Genomic DNA, 18,691 nt, shown 5'->3' with positions numbered 1-18,691 from the left:
GGTTAATCCAGCGGGAATTCCAGTGTGAAACAGCTTCCTTTTCCAACCTGGCTTTCCACTGTCAGTCGACCACCCAGAGAAGCCATATACTGCTTAGCGTCGTAAGCGCCAATCCCCATCCCTGCGTTACCTTTTGTTGTATCAAAAGGTTTAAATAAACGTTCTGCGATAAATTGTTCGTCCATGCCACAACCGGTGTCACTGATTTTCACCAATTGCTTGTGTTCACTATGGTCGAGACATAAACATACTGTCACCCGGCCGTCATCATCAGTGGCTTGTTGGGCATTACTAAGCAGATGATAAATCACGTTCGCGAACTTGTCCGCGTCGACAATGACCTGCGACTCTTCTTCCACGCTCAGTTGCGGCACAGGCTGCACTGACTGGCATCTTGCATCGATAACCTGCGCAATGATAATAGAAAGGGTTTGCGCTGAATCCAGGCCCTTTTCATTCACTTTTTTCTCGTTAAGCTCACGCAGCATCTTATCCATTCTCGCTTTGGTGTAATGCAGCGTTTCAAACGTGTCGTCAATAAATTCGGGGTTATTTTTGTGTTGCTCTGCGTTACAGAGTATCAAATCGATTTGCGCCATCACGTTTTTTAAATCGTGTAATACAAACGCTGACATGCGGCTGAATGCGGCAAATTGCGCATTCTCAGCCACAGCCTTGGCTGCCTCACTATGCAAAATGTAGGTTGTTACCTGTTCGCTGACAGCATGCAAATAATCCCTGACTTCCCAGTTAAGATTTACTTTATCATCGGTTGAGCTCAGAAGTGCAAAGCCCCAGATTTTTTCCTGTTCAAAAAATGGCACTACAAGATGGAATTGACTGTTCGCCACTACGCTTCTGTCAACGTGCAATCCTTCGTAGTTAAATGGGTTTACCTGATACTCCTGCAAATCAATTAGCCAGTTAGTTGTCGCGCAAAACGGTATAAGATGTCTGAGAATGACTTTATCATCAGCACTAAGAACAGCATGACCACGGCGGGCGACTTCTTCCACGTTGCTACCGACCACTTTGACCATCACGCCGTTTTCGTAATTGACCGCCTCGCAGGTCCCAATTAGTGCATTGTTGTACACATCGTTAATGCCATCAGTCTCAGAGGTGAGCGCTTTAGTCAGTTTGACCCACTCCACCCGGTAATCGAACTGGTTGGCGAAAAAGTGCTTAGCGATAAACACCTTGGCTCTGTTACGCAGACTGTTGGACATAATCACTGCACCAAGCATGGTCAGCGATAACGCAAAAAACAGAATCTGAATGGTAGCGCCCCAACTGCCACCAAAATAATTTACCGCGTAACCTGCTAAAGCAACCACAGATAAGAAGACACCTGCGACCACCAGCATCGAGCTATGCAACACTACCTGTCTGGAGATGAAAATATCCACACCCCAGTGCTTAATACGCCGGATAGCCATCACCAATAGCGGCAGTAGCATTAAATAAACATATCCGCGAGCAGCGATGTAGCCCAAGCCCACCTGATTGACCATTGTGGCATTCATGTAGGTGAAAAATTCAAACAGGTGAATAGCACCAAGGTAAATAACCAGCGGCTTGTATGCCCATCTGTCTTTACCAGCCTGACGGTATAACACCTCTAGCAGCACCAGCACTTCCAGCGATAAAATTGTCATCAACAAGAAATGGGTGGAAGGGGCCACCGGTAATAATTGCGGTAATACCAGCGTTAAGATAGGAGGGGTCAGTATAACTGCGGTGACCGGACGGCTGAGCACTCGCCAGAGGCTGGTGAAGTCCTTTCGCAAACAACTGGCCAGGAAAAGTAACCACACCAGCATTTTAAACGCATCTGCGTTAAGTAAGTGCGGCATACTGAGAGGACCAAATAATACGGTTACAAAACCCAGTGACCAGCCAAATGTCACCATAGAGGCCAGAATTAACAGATACTTCGCCAACCCTGATTTACGAACCGTAAATAACAACAACAGAAGCGTCAGGTAGCCCAACGCATTCATGCCATAACCGATATCCGCAATCATCTACATCCCTATTATTATTGTAATAATTTAAGGTGAATTAACGTTTTTTCAGTACCAGGCTGCCAATAGAATAACCAGCACCAAATGAACACAGTACACCGTAATCGCCGGTTTTCAGATCTTTATGATTTAAGCCAAACGCAATAACAGAGCCCGCTGATGCGGTGTTTGCGTATTCATCCAGCACAATCGGCGCTTCTTCGGCTGTGGCTTCACGGCCCAGCAAACGCTTGCATATAAGCGTATTCATATTGATGTTTGCCTGATGCAGCCACCAGCGCTGCACATTTTCAGGTGTCAGCTGATGCTTCGCCAGATGTTGTTCAATGTGTTCTGCCGCTAACGGGCAAACCTCTTTAAATACTTTGCGTCCGGCCTGATGAAACAATTTATCCGGACCGTAAGGGTCGACATCGTTGGCACGAGACATATAACCGAAATTCGAACGAATATTGCTTGAGTACTTCGTCAGCGCCTTCGTACTAAGCACCTCGTACACATGTTCAGCAGAAGCGGATTCGGCATTTTCCAGTACCGTCGCGGTGGCTACGTCGCCGAAGATAAAATGGCTATCGCGGTCGGTATAATTAATTTGAGGAGAAACCAGTTCCGGGTTAATCACCAGTACACAACCGGCATTACCCGATGCGATCATTTCGTAAGCCCGATGCATACCAAATGTAGCGGCAGAACACGCTACCAGCATATCAAAACCAAACCCCTTTATACCGAGTTCCTGCTGCACCTCGATGGCGATGGCAGGGTAAGCGCGTTGTGTGTACGCACATGAGACAATGACAGCGTCCACATCGTCAGCCGATTTATTGGCTTCAGCCAGCGCTTTTCTGGCGGCTGCCACAGCAATTTGCGCCTGATCACTCAATGTACTCTCATCGCGCTCAGGAATATTTGGCCGCATTCTGTCAATATCCAGCGCACCGTCTTTCTGATAGATGTATCGCTGCTTTATACCCGACGCTTTTTCTATAAATTCAGCACTGGAAAGTGGTTTCGCGGTTAGCTCACCGGTCTCGATTTGAGCTTCATGCGCGTCGTTATACGCATTCGCCCAGGCATTATAACTATCTACCAGTTCTTCGTTGGTGATGGTAAATTCCGGATTCCAGACCCCTACACCACTTACAACAATTTGTTCTGCCATTTTAATCTCTTATACTGTTGATGGCTCAGCTTTTAACGCATAGGACAATGTGATGAATACCTGATTCATTCGCTCCTCAGCCTCTGTTTTTTATGAGTCTTAACAGTACTGAGGCTGCGCTGAGAACGCTGATACCTGTTATGGCTCTAGCTTAGCGCGTTGTGACAAAAATGTCATGAAACAAAGTATTCATAAGTATCACTGCGTAAAACCATAAAAGAAGCCCTTACTTCAGAAACTGTACGCGACCAGAAGTAAACTGAGAGCCATTGTCAGACATATAAGGTTGCAGGAATAGATATTGTTGCTGTGATTAAGGCTGGTGTCGATACATACCTCACAGTAAACTCTTCTTTGAACCAATTGAAAAATCTAACAAATTTAAGGAAACATTTATGTCAGGACGGGTAAAGTCGATACTGGTTGCTGCGCTTTCTCTGGCTGTTGTAGCGTGTGCTACATCTCCTACAGGCCGTAACCAGGTTTTACTGTTTTCTTCTGACCAGCTTGCTCAAATGGGTGAGCAGGCATTTACGGATATGAAACAAAAGCAGAGTGTTTCCCGCCAGCCGGTGAAAAACCAGTATGTGGAATGTATTGCTGACAGCCTCACCCCTTTCGTGCCGAAGTCGATTTATAACGGGCAGTGGGAAGTGGTTGTGTTTGATGAGGATCAGGTCAATGCATTTGCGCTGCCGGGAGGCAAAATCGGCGTTTATACCGGGCTGATGGAAGTGGCCAAAAACCAGGACCAGCTGGCTGCGGTGATTGGCCATGAAATCGGCCATGTTATCGCTGAGCACGGCAACGAGCGTATGTCACAAGGTGCACTGATTAACGTAGGCACACAGGCAATGGGCCAGATTTTGGCTGCCAACGAAGTACCGCAATCAGGGCCGATTATGGCGGCCATCGGTTTGGGTGTTCAGGTAGGAGTACAACTGCCTTACAGTCGTGCACACGAGTCAGAAGCCGATCTTATCGGTTTGCAGTTAATGGCTAAAGCTGGATTTAATCCGCGTCAGTCCGTTGAGCTATGGAAGAACATGGAAGCGGCCAGTGGCGGGCAACGTCCTCCGGAGCTGATGTCAACTCACCCTGCGCCGCAAACGCGTATTGAAAACTTGCAGGCGAATATGTCACAGGCTCTTGATACTTATGAGCAAACTTCCAACCGGCCTGCTTGCCGTCGATAAACCACCCAGAATAAAAAAACACCGCAATGCAGCGGTGTTTTTTTATAAATACGCCCGGACTTTTCTTCATTACTACACCCCGGGCTCTTCTTAGTCATTACGCCCCAGGTGATGAGCCTTGCGAGTTGGCTGAAGAAGCTGCAGGTTTTTCCTGCGTGTTATCTGCTTCTTTGAAAAAATGCACATCCATTTGTGGATAAGGGATGGAGATACCTTCCTCGTCAAACCGTAGTTTCACATTTTCAGTAAATTCCCATTTAAATACCAGCAAATCGGATGCGTTAACCCAGGGACGAACAGTAAAGTTAACACTACTGTCACCCAACTCCATCACACCGACAGCCGGCGCGGGGTCCTCAAGGACACGTTCATCTTCTGCCAGCATTTCTTCAAGAATACGCTTGGCTTTACGCAAATCGTCATCGTAACCAATACCAAAAACCATATCAGCACGGCGCGTTTCCTTGGCTGAGTAATTGGTGATATTGTCATCATAAATATTCGCATTGGGGATGGTGATTTCTTTGTTATCCAACGACGTCATCGTGGTATGAAATATCCCGATTTTCTGCACGATACCCGTGGTCCCTGCAGCTTCTACGAAGTTACCCGATTTAAAGGGTTTGAAAACCAACAACATGACACCCGCGGCGAAGTTTTTCAACGAATCCTGCAGCGAGAGACCGATAGCCAGGCCTGCGGCACCCACGATGGCAACCAGGGATGTCGTATCGACACCTAATTCGTTTAAAGACGCGACGATGACAAAGAGCATCAGAATGGCGCCTAAAATAGACTCGATGAAATTAATCAGCATCTCATCATATTTGGATTTCGCCATAACCCGGCGAAACATCGACATCACAATGCTTACTACCAGGCGACCAACCAGATAAATGATAATCGCCATGGCGATGTTGATCGCCCATGGAATGGCATAATCGTTGACATACATTTCGATGTCATCTGCGGTAAACAGCTTTAGATTTTCTTCCATACAGTGTTCCCTAAAAATAGTGATAACTAAGAATAATCTAGCAAGGAAGGTAGTGTCCTGGCAATGAGTTATGTTAATGATTAACTAAGATTTATACACGGGTATTATTTTGTCTGTCGACAGACTGTGAATTTTCTCGCCTAATATTGCACTTAGGACGCACTCGCACCGTATATATAAAACGCGGTTGCCCTGTCATGCTGCAACACGCTGATTTTTAAACAGAACGTAAAAACTGACACCCCCACTGTGGTAATTACTGGTATATAGCGGCTGGTTTTTCTATAATTAGTCTTCTCAATTCCCCGAGTCAAGGAATGCGCTGTCCGGGTAATTGAGATATCCAAACAGGTTTTCGAAGTGGGATTCGATCACGTTTTCAGTTTGGAAAATTCGTTGTTCAACGAAAAGAAAGGATTATTACAATGTTATTTCTTACAGTGCTTTTTGTCATTGTATCCCTTTTGCTGATTTATGCTCTAACAGCGGACAAAGGCGAAAATACCGTTCATGCAAGGCGTCATGCTGCGCAGGCTAACTCTCAGAACATACCTCAGAATATAGTTACATTGCCTAAAAAAACGGCTTCAAAGGCAGTATCTGTTAACTAATTAGTTCTCTTGTTACTGACAGCATATTTGCTTTGATGAAAGGCCCGGCAAGCATTGCTTCTGCCGGGCCTTCCTCGTTATTATGGGCCTACTTTTTATATAATATTGAGAATTATGCGAATTCCCCGCTTTTACCATCCTGAGAATGTACCCCTGGACCAAGAATTTGCTTTATCTGATGAGGCAGCTCACCACGCCAGTACAGTGCTGAGAATGAAAGCTAACCAGCCAGTTGTTTTGTTCAATGGCGATGGCAATGAGTACAGCGGGCAGATTATCAGCGTTTCGAGAAAAGAGGTGATGGTCGAAGTTGATGCTTGCCTGTCACTGTCTACTGAATCTGCATTGCCTGTTCATCTGGCTCAGGGTATTTCCAAAGGTGACCGCATGGAAACGGTGCTACAGAAAAGTGTTGAGCTTGGTGTAACGGAAATCACACCCGTTATTACCGAACGCTGCACAGTGAAGCTGGACCAAAAGCGCTGGGAGAAAAAATTTGCTCAATGGCATAAAGTTATCATTGGCGCTTGCGAGCAAAGCGGACGAAACCGATTACCTGTACTGCACCCGGTACAGAATCTCAGCCAGTTTTTGTCAGCATCCACCCAGCAGCACCGCCTGGTTCTAAGCCCTGTTGCTACAGGTGGCTTTAGTAAAACCCCTTATATCACTCAGGGATACCGTCTGCTGATTGGCCCCGAGGGCGGATTGAGCGAACAGGAGGTACACCAGGCACAGGAATGTGGTTACAGCGCGGTCAACATGGGGCCAAGAATACTACGCACTGAAACTGCCGCTATTGCCAGTATAAGTTTGTTGCAGGGTATCCACGGCGATATGTGATTTCACGGGTATCCCTGTGAACTTGAAAAAGTGAGCGCGGACGCCATATTCCGTTCATTGAATAATTAAGTAGAGACAGCCATGAGCTATTCCGTCGGTGTGGTAATGGATCCCATTACCCAGATTAAACCACATAAAGATACCAGTTTTGCCATGATGCTTGAGGCCCAGCGCCGAGGCGCCACCCTTTTCTATCTGGAAATGAGTAGTTTGTATCTGGATAACGGCAAACCGATGGGCAAAGTAAGCCGCATATCTGTGCAGGATACGGCTGAAGACTTCTTCTCAATGGAAGAACCCCGGTTGATAGCACTTGGCGATATTGACGTGCTTCTAATGCGAAAAGATCCGCCTTTCGACAGTGAATTTCTATATGCTACTCAAATTTTATCACTGGCAGAAAAAGATGGCGCGCTGGTTGTAAATAACCCGCAAGCGCTACGCGATTATAATGAAAAGCTTTTCACGGCCTGGTTCAGCGAACTTATACCTGACACGCTTGTAAGCAGTGACAGCGAACGTATCAAAGCCTTTCACGCTAAGCACAAAGACATCATCTGCAAACCTTTGGATGGTATGGGCGGTACCTCGATCTTCAGAATTAAAGACGATGGCAATAACTTAGGGGTCGTTATTGAGACTCTGACCAATAAAGGTCAGCGTTACATGATGGCACAACAGTACTTACCCGAGATTGCCGATGGCGATAAGCGCATTCTTATTGTTGATGGTGAAGTGGTTCCCTATGCGCTGGCACGCCTGCCGGGTAAAGGTGAAACCCGTGGCAACCTTGCTGCCGGAGGCACCGGTCGTCCGCAACCACTTAGTGAGCGCGATAAGGAAGTTGCAGAAAAAATTGCGCCGGTGGTCAAATCTCACGGGCTGATGTTTGTTGGTCTGGATGTTATCGGTGACAAGGTCACTGAAATAAACGTAACCAGCCCCACCTGCGTAAGAGAAATAGAAGCCAGTTTTGATATCAATATTATGGCGATGCTGTTTGATGCCATTGAGCGTCGTCTTAAGCAATAACAGAGAGTCAATTTATGACAGAGCTTAAGAGTTTACAAAATCATCTTCTCATTGCGATGCCTTCGCTTGATGACCCGTATTTTGAACGATCGCTTACCTATATTTGTGAACACAACGATGAGGGCGCGATGGGCATTGTTATCAATCAACCCTCTACGATGACGCTCAAACAGCTTCTTGAACAAACGGACAAAGAGATCGAGGTCACTGAAGACAAGCGTGAGCAAATCATCCTTGCCGGCGGTCCGGTGAGTCAGGAGCGCGGTTTTGTCCTTCATTCTGACCAGGGGCAATGGGGCTCAAGCCTGACGCTGGCAGATAATATTGTCGTTACAACATCCAAGGATATTCTAACAGCTATAGGCACAAATGCCGGGCCGGATAAGTCGGTCATCGCGCTGGGTTATGCCGGATGGTCTGCCGGTCAGCTTGAAAAAGAATTGCAGGAGAATGCGTGGCTTACTATAGAGGCGGACACAGATATCCTGTTTAACCTGCCTATTCACGAAAAGTGGCAGGCAGCGGTCAATAAGCTGGGCATTGATGTGTGGCAACTAACTCCCGGAGTTGGCCATGCGTGACGCCGGCCAGCGCACGGTGCTGGCCTTTGATTTCGGTACAAAAAGCATTGGTGTCGCGGTGGGACAGGAAATAACCGCTACGGCTTCGCCGCTGCCAGCGCTAAAAGCCCGAGATGGCATTCCGGACTGGGAGCGGGTTGAAAGTCTTTACACTCAGTGGGAGCCTGACCTTGTCGTAGTGGGGCTGCCATTGAATATGGATGGTACAGAGCAGGATGTCACTCAGCGGGCTAAAAAGTTTGCGAATCGTTTGCATGGTCGATTCCGCCGGCCGGTAGAAACCTGGGACGAGCGCTTATCTACTGCTGATGCCAAAGCTATGTTGTTCGAGCTTGGTGGCTACAAGAAACTGACCAAGGAGAAAATAGACAGCGTATCGGCGTGTGTCATATTCACCAGCTGGGCTGAAAATCAATACCAGTAGTGTTAATCTTTCTCACCGGCAGCTTTGGCTGCCAGATAGTGCTCACAGGGCTCGGGTTTGGGCGCCTGGCACTGCCAGCAAATCGCAAAAGCACCTTCGTTAAGCTCCTGGCACTGGTCACATTGCCAGTCCGAGTTTTCACAAAAGCATTTGCCGTTATTACTCAGACTCTCTACGACTTTACTTGCCCGGTGGCTCCAGCTTTCATCCACCAACCACACTTCCTGCTGAATATCCTGCCACGGCAGCTCTCCCACTGCCCCGGCAACGTATTCGTTTTTCATCAGATAAGGAATGCCAGCTTCCTCCAGCTCACTTCGCAGACGCTGTATAAGAAACTGGTCATCACTTCCGAATAACTTTTCCATGATCAGTCCATATCGATAGAAACATCACTTAACGAACCAAGGCTTGAGCCACTGTCTGAATCAAGCTTGATCATCAGACGCAGATCATTTGGTGAGTCAGCATGATGCAGTGCCTGCTCAAGCTCAATATCACCGTTTTGATAAAGCTCATACAGCGCCATATCAAACGTCTGCATGCCTGCCTCTTTACTCTTTTTCATCGCTTCTTTGAGCTCGCCAATTCTGTCGTTCTGAATCAGTTCCCGGATAAACGGTGTGTTGAGCAGAATTTCGATAGCAGCAACGCGCCCGCCGTCCTTATTGGGTACAAGCTGCTGAGCCACGATAGCGCGCAAATTAAGGCTTAAATCGAACAATAGCTTATCGTGTAGTTCACGCGGAGCCAGGTGCATGATCCGCTCAATCGCCTGGTTAGCATTGTTGGCGTGCAGCGTTGCCACACACAGGTGACCGGTATCGGCAAACGACATCGCATATTCCATGGTTTCCATCGAACGGATTTCGCCTAAAAGAATAACATCCGGCGCCTGACGCAGTGAGCTTTTAAGCGCTTCGTCAAATGACTGGGTATCGACACCAACCTCCCGCTGGGTCACCACGCAACTACCATGCTGATGGACAAACTCTATCGGGTCCTCGATAGTCAGGATATGACCACGAGAGTTATGATTTCTGTGATCGATAAGTGCAGCCAGTGACGTTGATTTACCGGTACCTGTTGCACCGACCATCAGAATAAGGCCTCGCTTACTCATAATCACATCTTTAAGAATTGGCGGCAGGCCCAGGTCGTCTACCTTGGGTATATCGGTCACAATCCGGCGTACCACCATGCCTACGGAATCACGCTGCCAGAAAGCACTACACCGGAACCGGCCGATACCATCCAAACCGACTGCGAAATTGGCCTCCTTCGTCGTATCCAGCTCATCAATGTAGCGCTGCTCCATCACACTGTGAACAAGGCTTTTAGCATCTTCAGGAGACAGCGTGTGATCATCAAGAGGCGTAAGCTGGCCATTAATTTTTGCACTGACCGGAAAACCAGTGGTGATAAAAATATCCGACGCCCCCTGCTCGGTGGCCTGTTGCAAGTAATCAGTTAACACCGTTAATTCCTCTTTTACTTATCGATAGCTTTGGCACTGGCATCCTGCTGTGATACCAGCCCCTTGGCAACCAGTCGTTGCAGACACTGTTCCATGGTTTGCATTCCCTGCGCCTGACCGGTCTGAATAACCGAATACATTTGCGGCACCTTGTCTTCACGAATAAGGTTTCGGATAGCCGGTACGCCCAGCATAATTTCGTGCGCAGCGATTCGTCCGCCCCCGGCTTTTTGTAACAGTGTTTGAGAGATAACGGCACGCAGCGATTCAGACAGCATAGAGCGAATCATAGATTTTTCTTCAGCGGGAAACACATCAATTATACGGTCAATAGTTTTAGGCGCAGAGTTAGTATGCAATGTGCCGAAAACAAGGTGACCGGTTTCCGCAGCGGACATCGCCAGGCGAATGGTCTCAAGGTCCCGCAATTCACCCACCAGTATCACATCGGGATCTTCACGCAATGCAGAGCGCAGCGCGTTATTAAAGCTACGGGTATCGCGGTGCACTTCCCTCTGGTTGATAAGGCTGAGTTTGTTTTCGTGAACAAATTCGATGGGATCTTCTATAGTAAGAATATGATCACGTTTAAAATTATTGATGTGATCAATCATCGCCGCCAGCGTAGTACTTTTACCCGACCCCGTGGCACCGGTTACAAGCACCAGACCAGTAGGCTGGTCGATTATCTGTTTGAAAATGTCCGGTGCGCCAAGTTCATCCAGCGATAAAACGCGTGAGGGGATGGTCCGTAGTACGGCCGCCGCGCCCCGGTTCTGAACAAATGCATTGACCCTGAAGCGCGATAAATCTTTTACCTCAAAAGAAAAATCGACCTCAAGATTTTCTTCGTACTCCTTACGCTGGGCATCATTCATGATTTCATAAATCAGGCTGTGAACCTGTTTATGATCCAGCTCGGGGATATTGAGGCGGCGCATCTGACCGTCAACTCGAATAATCGGCGGCAAGCCCGCTGACAGGTGCAAGTCTGATGCGTTATTCTTAACACTGAACGCTAAAAGTTCGGTAATATCCACGACTACTTCTCCAAATCGTTAGGTGCACAATGCAAACAATAGCAGAACGACTGAAGTTAGCCCACGAGCGAATAGATCAGGCGACTGCTCGCTCTCATCGTCCTTCAAATTCCGTTCAATTACTAGCGGTATCAAAGACAAAACCGGTATCTGATATCAGGCAAGCGTATGAAGCGGGACAACGTTTGTTTGGCGAAAACTACATCCAGGAAGGGGTAGAAAAAATTCAGGCTATGGCCGAACTCGATGATATTCAGTGGCACATGGTCGGTCCGATTCAGTCGAATAAAACCCGGTTGGTTGCAGAACATTTTGACTGGGTGCAGTCAGTAGACAGACTCAAAATTGCTCGCAGACTGAATGAGCAGCGCCCCTCTCATCTGGCACCGCTTAATGTATGTATACAGTTGAATCTGGACGGTGAAGCCTCCAAATCAGGCATTAGCGCAGAAGAGCTTTCCGCGCTGGTTGAACAAATTGAGGGCTTTGAAAATTTACGCTTAAGGGGGATCATGGCGATTCCGCAGGCTGGTGTAACCGACGCACAACAGAATGATACCCTTGAGCAACTGGCAGAATTATTTGGTCAGTACCATACAAAGCTGAGCAATTTTGATACCCTATCCGTAGGTATGAGTGGTGATTTGGAAGCGGCTGTCGCCCACGGTTCCACCATGGTGCGCGTAGGCACGGCAATTTTCGGTGCACGGCGCGGATAAATTATCACGAGATTTTCAATTAACCGATAAGGATCCCTATGCAACAGAGAAAACTCGCTTTTATTGGCGCAGGTAACATGAGCCGTAGCATCATCAGTGGCCTGATTCATTCTGGTTACGACAGCGCGCACATACTGGCCAGTAATCCATCTGCACCACGCCTGGAAAAGCTTGAAGAAGAATTCGGGATTCAGACTACTCAGTCAAACGATGATGCCTGTGCGTTCGCCGATGCGATTGTTTTATCTGTCAAACCTCAGGTTATGGGCGACATGTGTAAGGCGCTTCGTGAAAACAACGATCTAGACGGAAAGCTGTTTATCTCTATTGCTGCCGGCCTCCCGGTTTCACGGTTAAAAGAAATGCTGGGTGGCGATTATCCGGTGGTCAGAGTAATGCCCAATACACCAAGTCTGTTGGGTAAAGGCATGTCTGGTTTATATGCCGATGAAAGTATCAGTGATGAAGATCGCCAGTACGTAGAAGATATGATGAACGGCGTGGGCGAAACTGTTTGGGCAGAAAACGAAGACGATATTAATGGGGTCATCGCTGCAGCGGGTTCAAGTCCGGCCTATTTCTTCCTGTTCCTGCAGGCTATGCAGGAAGAAGCGATGAATATGGGTTTTGATAAAGATGCCGCCAGACTGATGGTCCAACAAGCCATGCTGGGGGCTGCAGAGATGGTATGCAACAACCCGGATCTGGAACTTAGCGAATTACGTGCGCAGGTTACCTCGAAGGGCGGCACCACTGCAGCGGCAGTAAACACGCTGATTGATGAAGGGCTGTCTGATACCGTTGCTAAGGCAATGCGTGCAGCGGTTGACCGCGCTGAAGAAATGGCTAAACAACTTTAACTTATAGCAGGAAGTGATAGATGAGCGCATCGGTATTTCTTATCTCTACCCTCTTCAATCTGTACCTGATGGTAGTGATTTTACGATTGTGGCTACAGTTGGTTCATGCCGACTTTTACAACCCATTGAGCCAGTTTGTGGTAAAAGCCACGCACCCTATCGTGGGCCCGCTGCGCCGCATCATTCCATCATTGGGGCGGTTTGATACCGCCACCTTTGTTCTGGCGGTAGTGGTTGCATTTGCCAAGCTGGCAACTTTATCATTGGTTTTTGGGTCCGGCCTGAACAATCCGTTAGCGGTGTTCTTTTATGCAATTATTGATGTCGTTAAAGAAACATTCTCGCTGATATTCTGGGTGCTAATTCTTCGCGCAATCCTAAGTTGGGTTTCGCAGGGTAGCAGCCCTATCGAGTATGTATTACACCAACTGACTGAGCCATTTCTGGCACCTATCAGAAAGATTATTCCACCTATTGGCGGTCTGGACCTATCCGTCCTGGTTGCTATTGTTGCGCTGCAGTTTATACAGCTTCTGATTCAGGACACGTTTGGGTTGTACTAACCTTACAAACATATAGTGAGACTACGATGAAACATGGAACCATCGCACTGCCCCGACTCATGCTTTTACTCGCATTGTTGCTTACCCCGTGGGTTAGCCAGGCCGAGCAGAAAGTGACACTGGGTCAGTGGGATGTCCATTATATTGTGGTAAACACATCATTTCTTACACCTGATGTCGCGAGCCAGTATGGTATCGTACGCAGTAAATACAGCGCATTAGTTAACGTGTCAGTTCTTAACAGCGAATCCTTGGAGGCACAAAATGTCGCTGCGTCAGGAACCGCAACTAATCTACTAGGTAATGCTCAGCCACTTCGCTTTAAAAAAGTGACTGAAGGTGACGCTATTTATTATCTGGCGACTTTTCCGTTTGAAAACGCAGATACCTACCGCTTCTCTATCGAACTTCAACGCGGTCAAACCACGCGTACACTAAAATTTCAGCAAAAGTTATTTGCTGAGTAACATCCCTACCCACGTACAGTTCATCAGCTTACGCTCACCTGGTATTCTTTCTCAAAGAAAATTAAAGGGCGGCATCAGCGAACGTAAGAAAATAGCGTCTCCTGTCTGCGCTCAGTTCATTTTGCTCAAACTGTGTAGCCCAAACGGTAGTTTATAGAATTACCGGATAGCATTGTATTCAGCATTATCGCGCTACGGGACAGAAGTAATGGTGAAATATGAAATTCATAAACATTGGTCAGATCCGTCTGTACAGTGAAGCAGTGTTTACCCTAGTGACAAGTGGAACGATACTGGCCATCTGGTGGGGCGTCTATACGCCCACTACCGATGACATTGTCAAATCGCTACTTATTATCGGCACAGTTTTCGTGCCGCCGGGTTATCTATACCGGATCTATAAGCTTGAACGCGCCCGTCTTGCCCTGAAGCAAGACGGGTAAACCCGACCCGGCTCAGCATGCACAGCGAATGCGGCGCACTGTGCCCTGCTCGTTATTTTTGCTCTTCTCTTAAAAAGACAAGGTCCGTGTCAGTGCTTTGCGCTTCGCTGAAATAATAACCCTGCTCATCGAAAGCTTTGAGACCAGCGACGTCGTCCACCTGCTTTTCGACAATATAGCGCGCCATGAGTCCTCTGGCTTTTTTTGCATAGAAGCTAATGACCTTGTACTGGCCGTTCTTTTTGTCTTTAAACTGCGGCGTTACGATCATCGCGTCCAGCGCTTTTTTCTTCACCGATTTAAAATATTCGTTAGATGCCAGGTTGACCAACACGTTATCACCCTGCTCTTTAAGTGCCTGATTCAGGTTCTCGGTAATAGTTTTATCCCAAAACGCGTACAAGTCCTTACCTCTTTCTGTATCAAGCTTTGTGCCCATCTCCAGTCGGTAAGGCTGCATCAAATCAAGCGGCCTTAGTACGCCATACAGTCCTGATAGTATTCGCAAATGACGCTGCGCATAGTCAATGTCGGTGTCTTTTAATGAGTAGGCATCCAGTCCGGTATAGACATCACCATTAAAGGCAAAAAGTGCCTGACGCGCATTTTCAGTAGTAAACGGGGTAGAAAACTCCGCGAATCGATTAGCATTGAGTACAGCAAGCTTATCGCTTATTCCCATTAGTGAGGATAAGTCAGCCGGCGAGAGTGCTTTACAACGCTCTACCAGTTCTTGTGCATCCTCTAAAAGCACAGGTTGAGTAGATTCATTCGCCGGTACCGGCGATTCGTAATCAAGGTTCTTAGCTGGCGATACCACAACTAACATAAAGTCATTCCTAATTTAAATAATGCATGTAGTCTATGTTTTTAGGTAGAGTGTTTAAAGACGAAAAAATTTATCATCGTAATCAATTAATTGGTTGAATAGCATTAAACAACCCCAATTTGATAAATAAGCTTAAACGACTTTTATTGTGGTATCACAGATTCGCGTGAAAAGATTTTGCGATCTGCTTTAAGATTCTAACCATAATAACCCTACAACGCGCATGCCCTGCTGGGGTAATCAAAAACGAACCGATACGGGTTTTCCGTTAATTTCGTCTATTGCATTTTTTTGACTAATTCAGAGAGAACTATGAGTAATCAGTTAGAAGCACTTCGTGAAATGACAACCGTGGTTGCCGACACCGGCGATATCGAAGCTATCAAGAAATACCAACCGGTCGATGCTACAACCAACCCGTCTTTGCTTTTGAAGGCAGCCAGCCTGCCACACTATAAAGATATCATCGGCGACGCAGTGGCGTGGGCAAAACTTCAGTCAAAAGATGCTGATCAGCAACTGGTTGATGCTGCCGATAAACTTTCTGTACTGATCGGAAAAGAAATCTCCTCGTCTGTACCTGGTCGAATTTCTACAGAGGTAGATGCTCGCTTATCATTCGATACTGAGGCGACGATAAAGAAAGCTGAGCGCCTGATTGAGCTTTATAGTGATGAAGGTATCGATAAATCACGTATTCTGATCAAAATTGCATCGACCTGGGAAGGTATTCGTGCCGCCGAGGAACTTGAGAAGAAGGGTATTCATTGTAACCTGACGCTACTGTTCAACTTTGCACAAGCCAGAGCATGTGCCGAAGCAGGCGTGTTTCTGATTTCTCCTTTCGTAGGCCGCATTTTGGACTGGTATAAGGCCAATACGGACAAAAAAGACTATACCTCTCAGGAAGATCCGGGCGTGCAATCGGTGACTGAAATTTACAACTATTACAAAGAGTATGGCTATAGCACGGTAGTAATGGGTGCAAGTTTCAGAAATATCGGCGAGATTCAGGCACTGGCAGGTTGTGACAGATTGACGATCAGTCCAGCGTTGCTGGAGGAACTGGCGAATGAAACATCTGAGTTACCGCGTCAGTTGAACGACGAAGGGAGTAGTAAAATACCTGGCGATAAGATCGAAGAAATCGAATTCCGCTGGATGATGAACGAAGATGCGATGGCCACGCAGAAACTGGCAGAAGGAATCAGAAATTTCGCCGCTGACCAGGTGAAACTGGAAGACGTACTGAAACAGAAGCTGGATGTCTAATCTTAATATAATACTACATTTGAATTGATAAAAAGGTTACGCTGTATATTGGTGTAACCTTTTTTGTTTAATTGTTATAAAGCAGGATTTGCTAATGAGCTCTCTTACCACCCAGCCTGAATGGCAACATCTGAAAACCCTCGCTGAATCAGTAAAAGACAACCACATGCGCGACTGGTTTAATACCGACCCGCAGCGGGCTGATAAAATGCAAGCTGAAACTTGTGGACTGTTTCTTGATTATTCTAAAAACAGAGTAACCGATGATGTTATGTCCGGGTTGATGTCGTTGGCGCGGGCGCGCAATGTGGAAAAGCAGCGTGATGCGATGTTTGGTGGGCAGGCCATCAATCAAACAGAAGGCCGTGCCGTATTGCATACTGCTTTGCGTAATCTTACTGACAAGCCTGTCTATGTAGACGGTGAAGATGTTATGCCAGAGGTAAAGGCGACGCTGGACAAAATGCGCACCTTCACTGAATCGGTCCACAGTGGCGAGCACAAGGGCTATACCGGCAAGGCAGTTAAAGATATTGTCGCCATCGGTATCGGCGGCTCTTTCCTGGGCCCTAAAATTATGACTGAGGCGCTAAAGCCTTATCAGCAAAAAGGCGTTAAGGTTCATTTTGTGGCAAATGTAGACGGTTGCCACATCACTGACGTTCTGGCCTCGGTAGACCCTGAAGAAACACTGGTTGTGATGTCTTCTAAATCGTTTTCTACTCAGGAGACCCTGCAAAACACGCAAACTGCTAAAAACTGGTTTTTAGCCAGTGGCGCAGCTCAGGAAGATATCGCCAAACATTTTGTCGCAGTATCATCCAATGTTAAAGCTGCTACAGAATTTGGTATCGCTGAAGAAAACATTTTCCCGATGTGGGACTGGGTCGGCGGTCGCTATTCGCTGTGGTCTGCCATCGGTTTGCCAATCTGTCTGTCGCTGGGATTTGACCATTTTCATAGCCTGCTCAAAGGCGCTCACGCCATGGATAAGCATTTCTGTGAGGCGCCGCTTGAATCCAACATGCCGGTTATTATGGCGATGCTTGGCGTCTGGTACAGAAACTTTTTTGGCGCGCAGTCGCACGTTTTACTCCCCTATTACCATTACCTGCGCGGTTTACCTGCTTATGTGCAGCAACTGGATATGGAAAGTAATGGTAAGCAGGTTACTCAGCAAGGCGATGTTGTAGACTACGAGACCGGCCCTGTTATCTGGGGTAGCGAAGGGACAAACGGCCAACATAGCTTTCATCAGCTGATTCACCAGGGTACATCGCTGATTCCGGCTGACTTTATGTTACCGCTAAATGTGCCTAATCAGGATGATACGCACCACGCTATGCTTGCTTCCAATTGCTTTGGACAAACTCAGGCACTCATGCAAGGTAAAACATTTGATGAATGTTATGCGGATTTGTCTGATACCGATATGGATGACGCCACACGCAAGGCCATCGCCCAGCACAAAACCATGCCAGGCAATAAACCCAGCAACACATTGTTGTTTAATTCTCTGACACCCGAAGTTCTTGGCTCGCTGGTTGCTCTGTATGAACACAAGGTGTTCGTTCAGGGTGCCATCTGGCAGGTCAACTCGTTTGATCAGTGGGGTGTAGAGTTAGGAAAAGTTCTTGGTAATCAAGTTCTTGATGGCATTAATGGCGACGCAAGCAGTGATAACTTCGATGCATCAACCCAACAATTGATTGCTCAGTTTCAGCGCGCGAATGCACAAAAATAGGTCATCACGCCTTACTCTCACCATCGGGTAGTCGCTTCTGCACTACCCGGCAACTCCCTTTATTGATCCCTGTCATGTAAACGTCACCTTTTGTTAATAAAAAGTAAACTTTTTTATTTTATTTTTAATGAAGCTGTGATACAAAATTGAACAGAGGAAGAGATAGATTCGCTCTGTCACTGTTGTAAGTGGTAAATAAAAGGAGATCCTCGTGGATAAGTCAGATCTATTTTCCATGCTAGACATCGAAGCAACGCCAGCAAAAACTAAAAGCAAAAAGCGTAAGTGGAGAGAAATTGAAGCTTTACAGGATAGATACAGACTAGAAAAAGAGCTCGCTGAAATCGACGCCGGTTTTGAATACGAGCTTGAGACCATGCAGAGATAAAATATGAAACGGCCAT

The 18,691-nt window shown here is 47.0% G+C and carries 20 protein-coding genes; 13 read left to right on the top strand and 7 right to left on the bottom strand.

Features of this window, described 5'->3' with window-relative positions:
• Nucleotides 1-2: 2 nt before the first annotated feature.
• Nucleotides 3-2,027 carry an XrtA/PEP-CTERM system histidine kinase PrsK gene (gene prsK, locus FBQ74_RS04340; protein WP_139755502.1) on the bottom strand — a complete coding sequence of 675 codons (2,025 nt, stop codon included), beginning with the start codon at nt 2,025-2,027 and terminating at the stop codon, nt 3-5.
• Between the two features lie 37 nt (nt 2,028-2,064).
• Nucleotides 2,065-3,189, bottom strand: a complete 1,125-nt coding sequence (locus FBQ74_RS04335; RefSeq protein WP_139755501.1) for a beta-ketoacyl-ACP synthase III — start codon at nt 3,187-3,189, stop codon at nt 2,065-2,067.
• Between the two features lie 395 nt (nt 3,190-3,584).
• Between FBQ74_RS04335 and FBQ74_RS04330 the strand changes: the two genes are divergently transcribed.
• Complete coding sequence (locus FBQ74_RS04330) at nt 3,585-4,385, top strand: M48 family metallopeptidase (protein WP_139755500.1); 801 nt, start codon at nt 3,585-3,587, stop codon at nt 4,383-4,385.
• Between the two features lie 97 nt (nt 4,386-4,482).
• Here the strand turns inward: FBQ74_RS04330 and FBQ74_RS04325 are convergent, their stop codons facing one another.
• Nucleotides 4,483-5,382: a mechanosensitive ion channel family protein gene (locus FBQ74_RS04325; protein ID WP_139755499.1), complete on the bottom strand. Its 900-nt coding sequence runs from the start codon at nt 5,380-5,382 to the stop codon at nt 4,483-4,485.
• A 725-nt stretch (nt 5,383-6,107) separates the two neighbouring features.
• Between FBQ74_RS04325 and FBQ74_RS04315 the strand changes: the two genes are divergently transcribed.
• The 4 genes from FBQ74_RS04315 (at nt 6,108) to ruvX (ending at nt 8,873) form a co-directional block, all read left to right on the top strand.
• Entirely contained in the window at nt 6,108-6,836 is a 729-nt protein-coding gene (locus tag FBQ74_RS04315) for a 16S rRNA (uracil(1498)-N(3))-methyltransferase (protein WP_139755497.1), read from the top strand.
• A gap of 81 nt (nt 6,837-6,917) precedes the next feature.
• Nucleotides 6,918-7,868, top strand: a complete 951-nt coding sequence (gene gshB / locus FBQ74_RS04310) for a glutathione synthase (protein WP_139755496.1) — start codon at nt 6,918-6,920, stop codon at nt 7,866-7,868.
• A 14-nt stretch (nt 7,869-7,882) separates the two neighbouring features.
• The gene (locus FBQ74_RS04305; protein ID WP_139755495.1) at nt 7,883-8,449 is read left to right on the top strand and encodes a YqgE/AlgH family protein; all 567 of its coding nucleotides are present in this window, start codon (nt 7,883-7,885) and stop codon (nt 8,447-8,449) included.
• The gene (gene ruvX / locus FBQ74_RS04300) at nt 8,442-8,873 is read left to right on the top strand and encodes a Holliday junction resolvase RuvX (RefSeq protein ID WP_139755494.1); all 432 of its coding nucleotides are present in this window, start codon (nt 8,442-8,444) and stop codon (nt 8,871-8,873) included. The genes FBQ74_RS04305 and ruvX overlap by 8 nt, the downstream gene beginning before the upstream one ends.
• Nucleotides 8,874-8,875: 2 nt before the next feature.
• On the opposite strand, the gene FBQ74_RS04295 is transcribed toward ruvX, so the two are convergent.
• From FBQ74_RS04295 to FBQ74_RS04285, 3 genes are read right to left on the bottom strand one after another with little or no spacing between them, the layout of a single operon-like run.
• A complete protein-coding gene (locus FBQ74_RS04295; protein ID WP_139755493.1) occupies nt 8,876-9,241 on the bottom strand; it encodes a putative signal transducing protein in 366 nt (121 codons plus the stop codon).
• 2 nt (nt 9,242-9,243) lie between these two features.
• Entirely contained in the window at nt 9,244-10,350 is a 1,107-nt protein-coding gene (locus FBQ74_RS04290) for a PilT/PilU family type 4a pilus ATPase (protein WP_139755492.1), read from the bottom strand.
• A 14-nt stretch (nt 10,351-10,364) separates the two neighbouring features.
• On the bottom strand, nt 10,365-11,390 hold the full coding sequence (locus tag FBQ74_RS04285; protein WP_139755491.1) for a type IV pilus twitching motility protein PilT: 1,026 nt from the start codon (nt 11,388-11,390) through the stop codon (nt 10,365-10,367).
• 29 nt (nt 11,391-11,419) lie between these two features.
• Here FBQ74_RS04285 and FBQ74_RS04280 point away from each other — a divergent pair, with 29 nt between their 5' ends.
• From FBQ74_RS04280 to FBQ74_RS04260, 5 genes are all read left to right on the top strand, one after another.
• Complete coding sequence (locus tag FBQ74_RS04280) at nt 11,420-12,109, top strand: YggS family pyridoxal phosphate-dependent enzyme (protein ID WP_139755490.1); 690 nt, start codon at nt 11,420-11,422, stop codon at nt 12,107-12,109.
• Nucleotides 12,110-12,147: 38 nt separating this feature from the next.
• On the top strand, nt 12,148-12,969 hold the full coding sequence (proC, locus tag FBQ74_RS04275) for a pyrroline-5-carboxylate reductase (protein ID WP_139755489.1): 822 nt from the start codon (nt 12,148-12,150) through the stop codon (nt 12,967-12,969).
• Between the two features lie 20 nt (nt 12,970-12,989).
• Nucleotides 12,990-13,532, top strand: coding sequence for a YggT family protein (locus FBQ74_RS04270; protein WP_139755488.1), 543 nt, complete (start codon nt 12,990-12,992; stop codon nt 13,530-13,532).
• 26 nt (nt 13,533-13,558) lie between these two features.
• Entirely contained in the window at nt 13,559-13,999 is a 441-nt protein-coding gene (locus tag FBQ74_RS04265; protein WP_139755487.1) for a DUF4426 domain-containing protein, read from the top strand.
• Between the two features lie 218 nt (nt 14,000-14,217).
• Nucleotides 14,218-14,442 (top strand): hypothetical protein, encoded by a 225-nt coding sequence (locus tag FBQ74_RS04260; protein WP_139755486.1) that lies wholly within the window; start codon nt 14,218-14,220, stop codon nt 14,440-14,442.
• A gap of 52 nt (nt 14,443-14,494) precedes the next feature.
• Here the strand turns inward: FBQ74_RS04260 and yaaA are convergent, their stop codons facing one another.
• Nucleotides 14,495-15,271: a peroxide stress protein YaaA gene (gene yaaA, locus FBQ74_RS04255; protein ID WP_139755485.1), complete on the bottom strand. Its 777-nt coding sequence runs from the start codon at nt 15,269-15,271 to the stop codon at nt 14,495-14,497.
• Between the two features lie 312 nt (nt 15,272-15,583).
• Here yaaA and tal point away from each other — a divergent pair, with 312 nt between their 5' ends.
• The 3 genes from tal (at nt 15,584) to FBQ74_RS04240 (ending at nt 18,675) form a co-directional block, all read left to right on the top strand.
• Nucleotides 15,584-16,543, top strand: a complete 960-nt coding sequence (tal, locus tag FBQ74_RS04250; protein WP_139755484.1) for a transaldolase — start codon at nt 15,584-15,586, stop codon at nt 16,541-16,543.
• A gap of 94 nt (nt 16,544-16,637) precedes the next feature.
• On the top strand, nt 16,638-18,287 hold the full coding sequence (gene pgi / locus FBQ74_RS04245; protein WP_139755483.1) for a glucose-6-phosphate isomerase: 1,650 nt from the start codon (nt 16,638-16,640) through the stop codon (nt 18,285-18,287).
• Between the two features lie 211 nt (nt 18,288-18,498).
• Nucleotides 18,499-18,675: a DUF3545 family protein gene (locus tag FBQ74_RS04240; protein ID WP_139755482.1), complete on the top strand. Its 177-nt coding sequence runs from the start codon at nt 18,499-18,501 to the stop codon at nt 18,673-18,675.
• Nucleotides 18,676-18,691: the final 16 nt, after the last annotated feature.

The sequence above is a fragment of the Salinimonas iocasae genome (genome assembly GCF_006228385.1).
Lineage (GTDB): Bacteria > Pseudomonadota > Gammaproteobacteria > Enterobacterales > Alteromonadaceae > Alteromonas > Alteromonas iocasae.
Note: the sequence above shows the minus strand (reverse complement) of the source record. Positions and strands in the feature narration are given on the sequence as shown.

What these genes read in the sequence shown, in the direction of transcription:
- FBQ74_RS04325 (WP_139755499.1), bottom strand. Translation starts at nt 5,382, where the DNA reads ATGGAAGAAAATCTAAAGCTGTTTACCGCAGATGACATCGAAATGTAT.
- pgi (WP_139755483.1), top strand. Translation starts at nt 16,638, where the DNA reads ATGAGCTCTCTTACCACCCAGCCTGAATGGCAACATCTGAAAACCCTC.
- FBQ74_RS04305 (WP_139755495.1), top strand. Translation starts at nt 7,883, where the DNA reads ATGACAGAGCTTAAGAGTTTACAAAATCATCTTCTCATTGCGATGCCT.
- gshB (WP_139755496.1), top strand. Translation starts at nt 6,918, where the DNA reads ATGAGCTATTCCGTCGGTGTGGTAATGGATCCCATTACCCAGATTAAA.
- proC (WP_139755489.1), top strand. Translation starts at nt 12,148, where the DNA reads ATGCAACAGAGAAAACTCGCTTTTATTGGCGCAGGTAACATGAGCCGT.
- tal (WP_139755484.1), top strand. Translation starts at nt 15,584, where the DNA reads ATGAGTAATCAGTTAGAAGCACTTCGTGAAATGACAACCGTGGTTGCC.
- FBQ74_RS04315 (WP_139755497.1), top strand. Translation starts at nt 6,108, where the DNA reads ATGCGAATTCCCCGCTTTTACCATCCTGAGAATGTACCCCTGGACCAA.
- FBQ74_RS04295 (WP_139755493.1), bottom strand. Translation starts at nt 9,241, where the DNA reads ATGGAAAAGTTATTCGGAAGTGATGACCAGTTTCTTATACAGCGTCTG.
- ruvX (WP_139755494.1), top strand. Translation starts at nt 8,442, where the DNA reads ATGCGTGACGCCGGCCAGCGCACGGTGCTGGCCTTTGATTTCGGTACA.
- FBQ74_RS04280 (WP_139755490.1), top strand. Translation starts at nt 11,420, where the DNA reads ATGCAAACAATAGCAGAACGACTGAAGTTAGCCCACGAGCGAATAGAT.
- FBQ74_RS04270 (WP_139755488.1), top strand. Translation starts at nt 12,990, where the DNA reads ATGAGCGCATCGGTATTTCTTATCTCTACCCTCTTCAATCTGTACCTG.
- FBQ74_RS04330 (WP_139755500.1), top strand. Translation starts at nt 3,585, where the DNA reads ATGTCAGGACGGGTAAAGTCGATACTGGTTGCTGCGCTTTCTCTGGCT.
- FBQ74_RS04265 (WP_139755487.1), top strand. Translation starts at nt 13,559, where the DNA reads ATGAAACATGGAACCATCGCACTGCCCCGACTCATGCTTTTACTCGCA.
- prsK (WP_139755502.1), bottom strand. Translation starts at nt 2,027, where the DNA reads ATGATTGCGGATATCGGTTATGGCATGAATGCGTTGGGCTACCTGACG.
- yaaA (WP_139755485.1), bottom strand. Translation starts at nt 15,271, where the DNA reads ATGTTAGTTGTGGTATCGCCAGCTAAGAACCTTGATTACGAATCGCCG.
- FBQ74_RS04335 (WP_139755501.1), bottom strand. Translation starts at nt 3,189, where the DNA reads ATGGCAGAACAAATTGTTGTAAGTGGTGTAGGGGTCTGGAATCCGGAA.
- FBQ74_RS04260 (WP_139755486.1), top strand. Translation starts at nt 14,218, where the DNA reads ATGAAATTCATAAACATTGGTCAGATCCGTCTGTACAGTGAAGCAGTG.